The 15,044-nt window shown below is 58.0% G+C and carries 7 protein-coding genes; all 7 read left to right on the top strand.

The genetic code is table 11. The features are described from left to right. Positions 1-32 precede the first annotated feature (32 nt). Genes IEY52_RS11500 through IEY52_RS11470 form a run of 7 tightly spaced genes read left to right on the top strand, consistent with a single transcriptional unit; the run spans position 33 to position 14,958 of the window. Positions 33-956 (top strand): DUF4007 family protein, encoded by a 924-nt coding sequence (locus IEY52_RS11500; RefSeq protein WP_189002833.1) that lies wholly within the window; start codon positions 33-35, stop codon positions 954-956. Beyond that, a complete protein-coding gene (locus IEY52_RS11495; protein WP_189002832.1) occupies positions 953-4,342 on the top strand; it encodes a hypothetical protein in 3,390 nt (1,129 codons plus the stop codon). Before IEY52_RS11500 ends, IEY52_RS11495 begins: the two co-directional genes overlap by 4 nt. Beyond that, positions 4,335-5,141 (top strand): phosphoadenosine phosphosulfate reductase domain-containing protein, encoded by an 807-nt coding sequence (locus tag IEY52_RS11490; protein WP_189002831.1) that lies wholly within the window; start codon positions 4,335-4,337, stop codon positions 5,139-5,141. The genes IEY52_RS11495 and IEY52_RS11490 overlap by 8 nt, the downstream gene beginning before the upstream one ends. A 10-nt stretch (positions 5,142-5,151) precedes the next feature. Continuing rightward, a complete protein-coding gene (locus IEY52_RS11485) occupies positions 5,152-6,891 on the top strand; it encodes an ATP-binding protein (protein WP_189002830.1) in 1,740 nt (579 codons plus the stop codon). Continuing rightward, positions 6,888-8,588 (top strand): hypothetical protein, encoded by a 1,701-nt coding sequence (locus tag IEY52_RS11480; RefSeq protein WP_189002829.1) that lies wholly within the window; start codon positions 6,888-6,890, stop codon positions 8,586-8,588. Before IEY52_RS11485 ends, IEY52_RS11480 begins: the two co-directional genes overlap by 4 nt. Next, positions 8,585-13,804 (top strand): DNA translocase FtsK, encoded by a 5,220-nt coding sequence (locus tag IEY52_RS11475; RefSeq protein ID WP_189002828.1) that lies wholly within the window; start codon positions 8,585-8,587, stop codon positions 13,802-13,804. The genes IEY52_RS11480 and IEY52_RS11475 overlap by 4 nt, the downstream gene beginning before the upstream one ends. Continuing rightward, positions 13,801-14,958: a cysteine desulfurase family protein gene (locus tag IEY52_RS11470; RefSeq protein ID WP_189002827.1), complete on the top strand. Its 1,158-nt coding sequence runs from the start codon at positions 13,801-13,803 to the stop codon at positions 14,956-14,958. The genes IEY52_RS11475 and IEY52_RS11470 overlap by 4 nt, the downstream gene beginning before the upstream one ends. Positions 14,959-15,044: the final 86 nt, after the last annotated feature.

The following is a 15,044-nucleotide window of genomic DNA, read 5'->3' as shown; positions in this document are numbered from 1 at the left end:
CGTTGCCCAAATCCTTCCTGAGAGGCCCAACCATGCTCACCCTCCCGTTATCCCGAACCTCCTTCAGCGGACATGAATCCTTTGCCCTGCGTTACAGTTGGCTGCCCAAAGCCGTGCAGGGCCTCCCGGAACACCCCGATCTGTTTTTGCTTGAAGATGCCACCACCCTGCTCGGGGTGGGAAAGAACATGGTGAGCAGCATCCGGCATTGGTGCACCGTGATGCAACTGATTCAGCCTGTCAGAGGACACAAAGGGCATTTTGAGCCCACGGAGCTTGCCGGGCTTCTCCTATCTGAAAAAGGCTGGGATCCTTGCCTTGAAGATCCGGGAACGTTGTGGCTGCTGCACCACCTGATGTTGCAGAACCCCGAGGAGGCCACCCTGTGGCACCTGCTTTTCACGGTTTTCCGCACAGACACCTTCACAAGGCAGGAGGTGGTGGTGTGGGTGATGGATCTGCTGCAACATCAGGGAGGTTCACGTGCGAATGTGAATTCCATAGAGCGGGATTTTGAGGTGCTGATCCGCACCTACCTGCCTGCCCTGAGCCCCAGAGGTCAGGTGGGAGAGGAATCTTTCGATTCCCCCCTTGTAGAGTTGGGCCTCTTGAAAAGGGTGGACCGAAACACCTTCGGTTTTGTCAGGGGAGAGCACAGAAGCCTCCCGGATGCCATTTTTGCCTATGCCCTGGTGGACCACTGGCAAAAGCACTTTGAACAGGTCTCCACAGTCAATCTGGAACGGTTCATGTACCACCCGGGTGCTCCGGGAGCAGCATTCAAACTGACCGAAACGGCTTTTCTGAACCGGGTGGATCAGGTGCAGGCTTTGACCGGGATTCACTTTGACGATACCGCAGGGATGCGCAGCCTGATTCGTTCTGCAGACTGGACCCCCACCACCCTGCAAAGCCTGCTCAGGCACCACTATGCAGGGGAAGGACAAAACGCATGAATGCCATCCTCAGTGATCTGGTCAGTGTGAAAGGCCGCTTTCACCGCAGCGTACAACTGGTCAAAGACTGGAAAGACGCCGAACACCTTGAAGGTTACATCCTCACCCCCAACGGGCAAAGCCTCACCGAGCGCATCCTGAAAGGCCTCTCCCAGAGTGGGCAACCCCGCACGTGGTCCATCACCGGTCCTTACGGCTCAGGGAAATCCAGTTTCGCACTGTTCCTGGCAGACACCCTGGCCTCCGCTTTTCCCAGAACCTCAATGGGGCAGGCCATCCGGTCCAGAACAGGGTTTCACCTCGCACCGTTTTTCCCCCTGCTGCTGGTGGGTCAGCGCAGACCCCTGCACCAGACCCTCAAAGAAGCCATCCACCAGACCCTGACAGCAGAATTTCCAGATCTGGAACCAGAACTGAGACGCTGGAGTGACCCGGAGGTGCGGGCCGTGGACCTGCTGGAACGGGCCACCCTCCACCTGAGCCGCAAAAGCAGGGGAGGGCTTCTGCTCATCCTGGACGAGTTCGGGAAGTTTCTGGAATATGCAGCACAAAACCCGCAGGATGGGGACCTCTTCCTGATGCAGGAACTGGCAGAATTTGCCTCCAGAAGTGCTTTTCCTGTTGCTCTCATCACTGTCCTTCACACTGGATTCAGCGATTACCTGCTGCATGCCGAGCACACGGCACGGGCCGAATGGCAGAAGGTGCAGGGTCGCTTCACGGATGTGAATTTTCAGGAGCCCGCAGAGCAGTTCCTGCAATTGATTGCCAGTGCCGTGGATTTCCGCAGTGGCCCTGAGCTTTCAAAAGCCTACGCCTGCAAAGTGCGGGAGGTGCTGGAATCAGAAGTTCTGGAAGAGGCCCGAAAACGCATTCCTGCACTCGATGCCCACCTTTTAAGGTGCGTCCCCATCGAGCCCATCACGGCCCTGCTGCTCTGGCCCCTGTTCCGCAGCAAACTGGCCCAGAATGAGCGCTCCCTGTTCGCCTTCCTGACCGGAAGCGAGCCGTTTGGACTGCTGGATTTCCTGACCTCCCAGGACACCGACTCGGGCCAACTCCCCATGTACACCCTTTCCCAGCTGTACCAGTACGTGGTGCACAGCCTGGGGAGCGCCACTTACCAGAGTGACCTGTCTCGGCGTTGGAGCCTGATCGAGGTGGCCTGTGATCGACTGGGAGAGGGAGCAGATCCTCTTTTAAAAAGTCTCGTGCAGGCCATCGGACTGATCTCCAGTTATGGATCTCAGGTGGGCCTGAAAGCCACCCGTGAAACCCTGATCGCTGCCTGCGGAGACTCCGCAGAGGTGGATGAGGCCCTTTCAGAACTCAAACGCAAGTCTCTGGTGCTTTACCGCAATTTTGAGAGCACCTACGCCCTGTGGGACGGCTCTGACATGGATCTGGACGAAGAATTTGCCCAGGTGATGGCAAAGCAGGGGCAGTTCTCGCTGGCCCGTTCCTTGCAAAGGCACCTGGAATTGTATCCCCAGGTCGCCCGTGCCCATTACATCCGCACCGGAAACCTGCGCTCGTTTGAAGTCACCCTGTTTGAGGGGCGCTCCACCGAACTCTCCACCCACATCTCAAAACTGAAACCCGACCAGCTGCAGATCATTTTTGTCCTGAGCAGCACCGACACCGAACGCAAGCAACTGCAGCTGATTGCCCAGTTCCATGCTGCAAACACCAATGTGATTTTCGCTTTCCCCAGACCTGTGGTGGGCCTGGAAGGTTTCTTAAGGGAACTGAACGCCTGGGAAACCATCAAACGCACCAGCACCAGTCTGGAAGGGGACCCGGTGGCCAAAAAAGAGCTGGAAGGCCGGATCCAGCAGGCCCAGGAACGCCTGGAAAACACCATTGGCTCGCTGTTCGGGGTGAAAGGGTACCGCTTTGAGCCCTCCAAAAGCGAATGGTTCCATGCCGGAGCACCCTGTTCTGTCCCGACGGCCCGTCATTTCCAGCAGTGGCTCAGCCAGATTCTGGACTGGAAGTACCACCTCTCTCCGGTGATTCGCAATGAACTTCTGAACCGCAACCAGCTTTCCTCCCAGTCCGCCAAGGCCAGAAGGAATCTGCTGGAAGCCATGCTGCTGCAAAACACCCAGCCCAGACTGGGCATGGAGGGCTTCCCCCCCGAGTACAGCATGTATGCCGCAGTCCTGAAAAAAGGCGGGTTTCACAGAGAGGTGAAGGGCCACTGGCAGCTCACTGCACCAGAAGGAAGTTACGAGCCGGTCTGGCAAGCCATGCTGGAGCACCTGACCGCCCGTGAAGACAGGGTGCCCCTGACAGGACTTTTTGACCTGCTGAGAGGGGCACCTTATGGCATTGCAGAAGGCCCTATTCCTGTGCTGGTCGCTGCCCTGCTGATTTCCATGCGGGAAAGAATCGCCATCTTTGATGAAGGTCTCTTTGTGCCCGAACTGCGCATTGAGGTGCTGGAACGCATCGTGCGCCGCCCCGACCTCTTCGAGGTGCAGTGGATTGAGTTCACTTCCTCCACCCTGCAGGCCTTGCAGGACATGAGTGAAGCCATCCGCATGTACGCCGGGAAACCCGAACGGATTGGCACCCCCCTGCTGATGGATGTGGTGAAACCCCTGATTCTGGTGGCCGCAAAACTCCCTCCATACAGCAGGTTCACCCGCAAGCTGGATCCCCCTTCTGCAGTGCTGCTCCGGGACATGCTGCTGCGCATCAAGGACCCGGTGCAACTGGTCACCCAGGACATCCTGGCCCTCTATCACACCACCATTGAAGGGGAAACCCACCCCAAATCGCTCACATCATGGCTGCTGGACTGTCTGAACGCCATGGGATCTGCGTTTGGAAATCTGCTGTACCAGATTGAGATGCAGATCCGTGAGGCTTTTCAGCTTTCGGGTTCTTTTGCAGAGGTGTCCCAGAACCTGCGCAGCCGTGCAGAACAGCTCAGAGGCTACACCGTGGACCAGACCCTCACCGCGTTCGTGCAGCAACTCGGAAGTGCCAGTGCAGACCAATGGCGTGAGCAACTCGGACGTGTGGTGCACAGCGGGAAACCCGTCACCGACTGGCGAGATGGGGATTTGCTGGCCTTTCAGGTGAAGCTTCGTCAGATGGCCAGTGACTTTCACCGCCTGGAAGAACTGGTTCGCGAAAGAGGCACTGTCCCAAAGGATGCAGGCGTGCAGGTGATTCGCATTGGGGTGCTCGGCACGGACCTGAGAGAAGACCGAAAAGTGTTCAGCCTGAGGGAAGACCAGAAACAGCAGGCCGAACAGCTCAGCCATGACCTGCTGGCAGAGTTCCAGAAGCAAACCGGTGGCCTGGACATCAATGTGACCCTGTCCGCCCTCGCACTCCTCACCCAGAAAATCATCGGAGGACCCCATGAGTGATTCCATGCGCCACGTGCTGCTCGTCTCGGGCGGCAAGGACAGCACCGCCCTGGCCATCTACATGAAAGAGCACCACCCCGAAATCGAGATGGAGTATCTGTTCTGCGACACCCACAAAGAACTCCCCGAAACCTACGAGTACCTGTCCCGCCTCGAAGCCTTTCTGGGAAAACCCATCACCCGACTTTTAGAAGACGAGCAGGAGAGGGGATTTGATTACTGGCTGGACATGTACCGGGGTTACCTGCCCTCTCCCAACATGCGCTGGTGCACCAGACAGCTCAAGATCGAGCCTTTCGAGAAATACATTGGCACCGACCCCGTGCACCTCTACATCGCCATTCGCGCCGATGAGCATCGGGATGGGCACATCACCTCCAAACCCAATGTGACCCCGGTTTATCCCTTCAAGGAGGCAGGCATCACCAGAGAGGATGTGTTCAGGCTTCTGGAAGACAGCAGTGTGGGCATCCCGAAATACTACGAGTGGCGTTCCCGCTCTGGCTGCACCTTTTGTTTCTTCCAGCGCGGGATCGAGTGGGTGGGTTTGCTTGAGCGGCACCCCGACAAGTTCGAGGAGGCCATGACCTACGAGAAACCCGAGGAGGGCTACACCTGGCGGGAAGGGGAGAGCCTCGCAGAACTGGCCCGCCCTGAACGCATTGCCCAGATCAAGGCCGAAGAGGAGAAACGCCAGAAACGGGCTGCAGCCAGACGCAGACCCCGAACCCTGGCCGAAGCTTTCACCGGAGAGATGGACGCCGAAGAAGAAGTCGGCTGTTCCATCTGTCACCTGTGAGGAGGGAACTGTGAATCCTTTTGTGGCCTTTCTCAACCGTTACACCACCGCCTCTCCTGAACATGAGGCCGCTTTCGATGAGTTCACCTCCAACGCAAAGGTGGACGGCACCCAGCCCCTCACCCTGGACACCGAGGTGGGCCGGAAACTCTTTCAACTTTTCGACCAGAGCAACCCTCCAGCCGTGATCCTCACCGGGAACGCTGGAGATGGCAAGACCTATCTGTGCCGCAAGATCATCGAAGTCTTCACCGGGCGTCCTTTCACAGGATGGCAGAGCGACGTGGCCAAACAGGAATTCTTTCGGCAGGACGCCAAACTCTGGGTGATCAAGGACCTCTCAGAGATGGGGGTGGAGGCTTCCGGTCAGATTCTGCGGGGTCTGAACGCCCGACTGAAAGGCCTGGGGACCATCCCCTCCCTGATTGCCGCCAACGAGGGACGCCTCAGGGCACAGCTTGCCTCTCTGGGCCTCCCTGAACTTCAGGCCGAAGTGGACCGTCAGTTGCAAAATGGGCCTGATCCTTCCAGGCCCGTGCTGGTGATCGACCTGAACCGCATTCCCACCTCCAGTTACATCCCTCAGGTTCTGAGCTGGATGACCGATCCAGAGAGATGGACCGGATGCGAGGGCTGCACCGCCAGAAAAGACTGCCCGATCCTGCACAACGCCACCCGTCTGCAAGAGGAGACCATCCAGCAAAGGGTGCTCAGGCTTTATGAACTTTTAGAGCACCTGGAGCATCACGTCACGGTGCGGGATCAACTGGTGCACATGGCCTTCACGGTCACCGGAGGCCTGACCTGCCAGAAGGTGCGCCAGCAGCAGACAAAAAGCAGCGAGTGGCGCGATCAGGCCAGAAATTACGCTTACTACAACAACCTGTGGGGCCAGGAAGCCACAGAGACCTTCCGCAAGAAAGCCACGGCCCTCAAACTCTTTGCAAGGCTCGATGTGGCGGGGCAGTCGGTGTTTCAGGTGGACCACTTCATCATCAGTGACCACAGTGCCACCGAATCCCCAGCCTACCAGCGGGTGTTCCGGGAAGCCATTGACCTGGGGCACACCCTGTTTCAGCAGGAACGGGGCAGTTACCTGCTGGGAGATCAGCTGGAGAAAGCCGTGGAGTTCGTGAAAGACTGGCTGCCGCACTGCAGGCGCAAGGTGTTCTTCGAGTGGCACAACGAGGGGGCCATTTTGAACCTGCTGCCTTTTCAACACCTCCCGGAGTACCTCAAGTTGCTGCAGGACCAGAAAAACACCTTGCAGGACTGGCAGCTTCGCAAGATGGTGCTGGGCCTCAACCGGGCGTTCTCGGGACTCTTCGTGCAGGAAACCGACCACCTGTACGTCACTTCCCATTACGGGCAGGGGGGAAGGAGCACCATCCCGATCATCCGGCAGAAAATTCCGGTGGAGCAACTGGACCTGGAGGTGAGGACCACAGAAGGCCAGTTCGTGCCTGCAAGGCCCCAGATGACCCTGGAAATCACCAACGTGAAACTCAGTCCAGAGCCGGTTCGCTGGAAGGTCAACCTGCTGCGATTTGAGTTTGTGATGCGCCGGGCGGTGGGAGGCACCCCCAACGTGCTCTCGGAGGAATGCGATCTGGACATTCGGCACCTGAAAGATGAACTCCTGACCCGCTTTCAGGCCGCCCCCACTGGAGAGCACATCGAGTTTTTTGAATTGACCGGGACCGGCTACCGACCCCAGGTGCTCAGGCTGCCCCGGAGTGTGGAGGCATGAGCATGCAGCGGTACGGCAATTACGACAGCAAAATGAAACAGTACCCGGTGAGCGCCTACATCTGGGGGCACCGCTTCCGCATTGGTCAGGACCCGATGGAGTACCTGCTGGAATTCCTGAATGTGCTCTACGGCTTTGATTATGAGCTGGGCAGGGGCATTCGGGAGAATGAGCAGCAGGACCGCAAAACTCTGGGTTTCAAGAAAGCCACCCGTCTGGGCCTCAGGCGTTTCGTTTTCTACTCAGAGGCCGAAAAATCGCGCCACGCCAGAGACGACCACGCCCTGCAACGCCTGCTCGGGAAACTTCGCAGCAGTGAACTGGTGAAGCTCAATCCGGTGGTCACCGAGCGGGATGCGGGTTTTGACCCGGTGGAATCGGCAAAGTCTCTGCTGAAGTCTTTCACGGCAGTGGAAAGCAACCGTTCCTGGTTTGCCCGTGCCCTTTTCCCGGCCCACGAAAGGCTGCTGTTCTGGGAAGCCCTGCGCAAGAAAGGCAACTCAAAACCCCTCAGGGACGATGAAGCCGACCTCAGCGGAGACCATGAACTGGACCACGGGATTGAATTCACCGCAGCCAACTTCTTTGTGCGTGGTGGACAGCTTTATTACCTGATGCTCTCGGCCGGTACCCGCCAGGATCCTCAGCTGGCCTGCTCCATCACCTCACGCCTGAAGCACCTGATGAAAGACAGCCAGCCCAGCATCGGGCAACTGGCAGAATTCATTGATCGACTCTGGCAACCCGAAACAGACAACCAGGACTGGGAAGACGAGGAGAACGAGGAGGGGAGCAAACACACCGGGTACCTGGGCTGGATTCCCGAGCCCAGAACGGAGTTCTTCTTTCAGATGGCAAAAGACGTTAACAAACTGCTGCATGCCGATCTGGACGCCACTGAGCTCCTGACCCTGTTCTCCTACCTGATGGCTTTCCAGATCACCCAGTACATTTACCACCGTTCGCTGGTGCAGTCTGGCAAAACCGAGGACCTGCCCAAACTGCTGATTGACCTGCTGGAAAACAGCCGGGACAGCAGCCTGAGAAGGGCCTCTGCGGTGCAATTCAGGGAACAGGAAAGCCAGATCCGGGTGGCCGTGCAGCGTTACCTGCAGGAGGAAGTGCTTGCCCTTTTCCCTGGCGGAACCAGCCTGACCGACAACATTGCGGTCTTCATGGACCATCTGGAAGACCACTATCCGGTGCCCAAAAAAGAGCTCTCAAAACACCATGAAGCGCTCATGGTCCGTTTTGCCAGTGTTCCTGCACCCCACAGCATGGAAGTCCAGAGGGAGATCTTTCAGGAGAAACTCGAAGACCTGCTGATGAACGACTTCAACAAGAATTTCGAGGGCATTCACCGCAAGCTGGCCAAATACTGCGGTTTTGTGGCCCCTCTGGTGGGCAGCCCGCAGCGTTATGTGCTGCAAAACAACCTTTTAAAGACCCTGGTTTACGCCAACCTTGGCCCCGGTAAGGGCATGGAATTCACTGATTTTCTGGAAAAGCTGTACCAGAAATACGGTCTGGTGGTGGGTTTAAGGCAGGCCAGAGACTCGGGTCTTTTTGAACGCCACCGCCTGAACGCCGAGTATTACGAGCAGAACCAGAATGTGCTGCTGGAGAAACTCAAAAATGCAGGTCTGGCTTTTGAATACTCGGATGCCACCGCCATGGTGCAGGGAGGTCAGCCATGAACACCATCACCCGTGCCCTTGTGAAGTCCATTGAGCATCAGGTGGTTTCTGCCCAGAGCAAAGCCAGAGGGTTCATCAAGATCGAAGGGTTTGATGACAGCACCTATCTGGAGCTGTTGCAGGCCCTGTCAGAAAGGCGTTTTGTTCTTGGTGGAAAACATGTGCTGGTCAGAACCACCAGCCCTCTCCCTGGATTTGAACTTCACTCTGTCGAGGACCACCGCTCGGCCACCTGGTACCGCAACAACGTGCAGCCCGATCAGGTGCTCCTGCTGGTGATGAATGTGCCCACCTCGGATGCCCAGAGCCTGAAAAACATCTTCACCATTGACGAGGCGGCCCTGACCTCCAGCAAAAATGACACGGGCCTCAGGCAACTCTTTGAGGCGGCTTTCACGGACCATCAACTCAGCCCGGAAGACTGGACCTTGCTGACCCAGTTCCTGTCCCGTCTCGAAACCCTGCGCAAACCGCAACTCAGGGACCTGGCCCGTTTCCTCAGCGAAGTGAACCATGCTCTGGCACAAGATGCAGGCCTGACCCTGCAGAAAGCCATTGCCCGCGCTTTGCCCCACCTGGGCCTCTTTCGCTGTGAGGGACAACATGAGGTGATCGGGACCGCAAAACAGGATCGCCTCCTGAAAACCATCTTGCAGGTGGCCTCGCTGGGCTCCGAACTCATTGAACCCAGCAAACAGAAAGGTTACCTTGACCTGATCGAGCAAAACCGCATCCATTTTGAGGATGAAACCGCCAGTGGGGGCCTCAGTTCCGAGCAGAAAGCCGAAACCCTCAGGCGCTTTCTTGCAGAACCATTGCACGGATCAGATCTGCTTGCGGCCCTGCAACTGGACTGGGATGAGGTGCAATTTGTCCTTTCAAAACGGGCCAAAATCAACAAAAAGGATGTGCGGCAGGGTCTGGGCAGCCAGATCGAAATGACCCTCCGCGAGCGGGACATCCGCATTGAAGACCAGAGCGAAGCCCTCAGAAACCTCTTGCAGGACCTCTCCGAAGGCAAGGCCCCCCAGGTGGAGGACATCGAACAGGTGCTGGACGACCTTGCAGATGTGCTGGACAAAAAGACCCTCCAGATGCTGCGCAGGGAACGGGGGAGTCGCAAGCGGGAAGGCCGGGATTTTCCCATCGAGGTGGCCCGCTGTGCCATGGAGCTGCTTGACCCCTCGGATCGCAGCGACAGCCAGAACCTGACCCTCAAAATCTCTTTCAGGCCTGACAAGAGCAAAAAGGAAACCCCCAGACGGGCCATGCAGGCCTTTCGTGCCCTTTATGGCAGCATCACCGAGGCTTTTCCAACCATCGAATGGGATTTAAAAGCCCTGTGGGAGATCACTCCGGCCTGGAACGAGGAGCTTGATGGGGTAAACCCCGAGCCTGCCCGCTCTGAACTCCTCTTCAAGGTGGAAGCGAGGGGGCAGAGCATGGATCTGGTGTGGATTTATGAGCCAGAAGATGTGAATGCCACCATTCACCAGCAGCTTCTGCACATCGTAGAGCATCAGCAGTTGTTCATTCCTGCTTATGTGGTGTCCAGCACGTTGGGTGCTCAGGGCATTGATCTGGAACGCCCCCTGAACAGCCTGGGAAATTACGCCGCCACCGGCAAATCCATCGATGTGCCCTTTGTGCAGGAGGTGCTGACCCGCCAGTACGGACTGCAAAGCGCCGGGGCGGCAGACATTCAGAACGCCCTGATGAATGTGCTGGACCACTGGAAGGCTTTTGTGGGCCTGACCCTGCAGCACGGTCTGCAACGGGTTCATGTGTACAGGCTTCTGGAGGCTTACGAGACCCTGCTGAGCCTGTGCAACCTGTACCTTCCGGTTCACAAACTGGCTGCCCGTCCGGCGTTTGGACTGCTGGGTAGGGCCTGGATGGTGCACCTTGAAGGCAAAACCGGACAGCTGGTGATGCCCTTTTTGCACCCCCTGAAACTGCACTGGTGGGTGGAAAGAAACCACCAGCTTCACACCCTGATCTGGAAACTGCTGGACCCCAGCAAGCCCGTGGAGGCCGTGGATTTCAAAGGCATGCGGGACGATCTGGATCGACTGCTCTCCTCTGCAGGTTCACCTGCGGTGCTGGCAAGGATGCAGGAAGGCTCTCCGGTGTCCCATTATCTGCTGTCCGTGCAGGAACACATGGGCTACGAGCTTTATGCCCCCTTGCAGGGGATTCAGTCGGACCTGCAACCCCTGTCCCGCCGCACCGACACCCGCGCAGATGCCCGCATTGCCACCCGTTCCCTGATCAAGGTCATCGAAGATTACCTGGAAACCTACCCTTTTGTCAGAGATGGGATCGAGATTTATCTGCTGCAGTGCAGCAACGCAGCCCTTCCTGGCGTGCTTTCCGATGAACTGCTCAAACTCTCTGAAAAACGGCGCTGGAACCTGAAATTCAACCTGACTGTGCACACCCTGGACAATGGGGTTGCCCTGCATCAGGAAGTGAATGCCTGGATTCAGGAGCATCAGGAACAGGGGGCCGCCCTCCCAGGAAGTTACTTCCCGGCGGTGAACCTGCGGGTGGTGCAGGCCCCCTTGCTTGATCTCCTGCAAGACCTCAAGGAGACGGACCTTGCCATCCTGGCCGATGTGCTCTCCGAAAAAGGCCAGAAAATTGAAGACACCACAGATCAGGAAGCCAGCGAACTGCTGCCCCTGTCCGGGTATGTTTCCCAGTTCGCCAGCCAGCCCCTCCCTGTAAACAGGCAGGCGATGGACCGTCTGGTGCAGCTCACCCCCAATTGGAAAACCAGTTTGCTGCTGGACTTTTACCGCATGCAGGCCCTGGTTTACCACAAAGGTCGCAAACTTCACGGGGAGGGCCTGGATTTCCAGCTGCGCATCACCCTGGAAAACTGGGAGAAGGAACTCAGAGCCCTGCACAAACACTTCAACTGGGTGGTCTGCTATGACACCACCGTGGACCGTTACCTGCTGGAACAGAACTTTCCAGAGGCTGTGCAGGTGATCCGCTACTCACTGGGCCTGGGGCCTTTAAAGCAACACAAGATGACGGTGTCCTCTTCCAGAGAGGTGCGCGAAGTGGTGGTGCGCAGGCTGGGCAGCAATTTGGGGCACCAGTTGCTTACCGGTTTCCAGACCCCCATTCTCAAACAACTGGCAGAAGCCATGGTGGATTACGCCCGTGATGTGTCCGGCGACATCGTGCTGAGGGCAGCGGGTCCCGGAGCGTACCTGAACGAGATCATCGGACTGGTGACTGCCCGTTTTCGCATCGAGCAGGAACTCTCTGGTCTGCCCGACGACACCAGAATGCAGACCTGGCTGTACCTGGACGACTTCCGGCACTGGTTCAGGGACAAGATGCCAGATTTGCTGCACGTGAGGCTCCACCATGCTGGAGAGGGTCGGGTGAAACTTTCCATGCGTGTGGTGGAAACCAAATGCATCAGCACCGACCACTTCGACCGGGAGGCCAGAGACGCCGAAGTGCAGGTCACCCGTGGCACCGAACGCATCTTGCAGATCTTTAAACCCGGAAAAGTTCACCTGGACCATCCTTACTGGTACAACCAGCTTTATCAGGCCCTTGCTGGAAACATGGAGATCACCGGACGGGAACTGACCCTGTGGGAAGACTTCCAGGAAGCCCTCAGGAACGGACGTTTTGAACTGGACGTGCAGGGGCAGACCTGGATTTTCTGCCACAACGGCCCCGGAAACCCGAAGCTGGCCGAATTCAAAACCCTGAAACAGCAGTTTGAACCCGCACTGGCAAGCAAACTCGGGGTGACCTTCACCGCCCGACATTACAGCCGCACGGCGCTCAGGGAAGCCCTCAGGGAAATGGCGGCCAGCCGTCACATCGACATCGAAGCAGAAGTCTGGGAGAAGCTGGAACGAACCCCGGACCCTGAACCCGAAGTTGTCGTGCATGCAGATCTGGTGTCGCCTCCTGCACGGGTTGCTGTCCCGGATGCTGCACCTGCCCCATCTGTGCCTTTCAAAACCAGTGAAGCCACCGTGATGGTGATGCCGCCTCCAGAAACCAGCACCATCAGCAACATGCAGACGCATCAACTGGAGAAAGTTGAGGAGGCCCACACAACCGAAAACCCTGCCCATGCCAGACTGCAGGTGTGGCTGGAAGAACAGGCCCGCAAACTGCAACGCCTGCTCAGGGATTACAACCTCGGGGTCTACCCGGTGAACCCGAAAGATGCCGATGTGGGGGCGGCGATTGTGCGCTTCAAGGTGCGGTTGCGTCCGGGAGAGGACCTCGGGAAACTGCAGCGGCAGGCCAGCAACCTGCAGCGGGAAATGGCCCTGCCCTCGGTGCCCCTGATCGACAATGTGCCCTCCACGCATTTCATTGGCATTGACATTCCCAGGGCCGAGAAAGACACCATTCCCTTTCTGCCGCATCTGCAAAGCCTGAGTGCAGGACAGCCCGGAACCCTCCCGGTGGTGCTCGGACAGCGGCCCGATGGTCAGATGGTCATGGCAGACCTCGCCACCTTTCCGCATTTGCTGGTGGCGGGCGTGACCCGCTCTGGAAAGTCGGTTTTTCTGAGGAATCTGCTGGTGTGCCTGATCTCCAAAAACCCCCCTGAACATTTGCAGCTGCTGATCATTGACCCCAAACGCACCGACTTTGCCATGTTTGGCGGCTTGCCACACCTGCTGGATGGGCACCGGGTGATCACCGACCCCAGAGAGGCCCGCGAGCGCCTGCTGACCCTGATCCGCGAGGAAATGCCGCGCAGGCAGGACATCATCGGGGAGGCCGAGGTGTTTGACATCCAGGAATACAACCGCCTGAACCCTGAAAAGGCCCTTCCCATGCTGGTGGCGGTGATTGACGAGTACGCACAGTTGCTCAGCGTGATGCCCGACAAAGAACGCAAAGTCTTCGAGCAGGATCTGATGAGCCTCGCCCAGGTGGGACGCGCACTGGGGCTGCATCTGATTCTGGCCACCCAGCGTCCCAGCACCGATGTGGTGACCGGGGTCCTGAAAGCCAACCTGCCCACCCGCGTGGCCCTAAAAGTCACCAGCAACATCGACTCACGGGTGATTCTGGACCAGCCCGGAGCAGAGAACCTGGTGGGTTACGGAGACATGCTTTACATGGACGCTGCCGGAGACATTGTGCGCCTGCAGGCCCCCCTGATGTCCTCCATGGAACTGCGGCAGCACCTGGACCAGTACCGGGGTGAAAAATGAGCAGCTATCTGGACTTCAGTGCCTCCACGCCCTGTGACAGACGGGTGGTGGAAGCCATGTTGCCCCACTTTGCAGAGCAATTCGCCAACCCTGCCAGCACCCTCCACCTTCCGGGCAGACAGGCCAAAAAAACTGTGGATCAGGCCAGGGAACAGGTGGCAGAACTGCTGGGGTGCTATCCCGGCGAAATCATTTTCACCAGTGGGGCGAGCGAAAGCAACAACCTCGCCCTGCTGGGGGTGGCCCGAAAGCATGCCGGAAAACGCCGCAAGCTCCTCACCACAACCATTGAGCACAAGGCCATCCTCAATCTGGCTTCTCCGCTGTCCAGAGAAGGTTTTGAATTGATTCCACTTCCAGTCACCTCTGCTGGACGGCTGGATCTGGATGTGCTGGCTTCCCATCTCTCTGAAGATGTCCTGCTGGTGAGCGTGCAGGCCGCCAACAACGAAATCGGCACCTGTCAGGACATCCCAGAGATCACCGAAATGGCCCACGCCGTTGGGGCATACATGCACACCGACGCCACACAGTACATCGGACAACTGCCCCTGGATGTGATCGACTGGGATGTGGATTTGCTGTCCCTCAGTGGTCACAAGCTTTATGGACCCAAAGGGGTTGGAGCGCTTTTTGTGAGGGGAGGGGCTGCCGGAATCCCCCTGGAACCCCTGATTTATGGCGGTGGGCAGGAATGGAACCTCAGGGCAGGCACCACCAATGTGCCCGGAGTGGTGGGTCTGGGCAAAGCAGCAGAAATCACCCTGCAGGAAGGTCCACAGATCAGGCAGCACCTGCAAGCCCTCCGGTCCCAACTGCTGACTGCCCTCTCCAGCCTCCCAGAGATCAGGCTCAATGGAGACCAGCTGTGCACCCTTCCTGGCGTGCTCAGCCTGATGTTGCCGGATCAGGCAGAACTGGACAGCGAAATGCTGATCGCCCACCTGCCCGATTACGCCCTCAGCAACGGGTCGGCCTGCCGCACTGGAGCATTGGAGCCTTCTTACGTGATCCAGGCCCTGGGCCATTCGGTGCAGGAAGCCTACCGGGCCGTGCGCATCTCCCTGGGGCGCACCACTGCTTTTGCAGAGCTGGAGGGCCTGGTTCAGGCCTTGCAGAGGGAACTGAACAGCGCGAGTGCAGCCGCCAGATGACCTGCAAAACCTCACCTGCGAGGGTGGGTTGCAACCCCAGAGCGAAAAGGTGGAGGGAAGGCATGCCCAGATGGGCAGCCTGGTCA

Source organism: Deinococcus roseus (genome assembly GCF_014646895.1).
GTDB classification, from domain to species: Bacteria; Deinococcota; Deinococci; order Deinococcales; family Deinococcaceae; genus Deinococcus_C; species Deinococcus_C roseus.
This window is presented reverse-complemented; position numbering and strand designations above follow the sequence as displayed.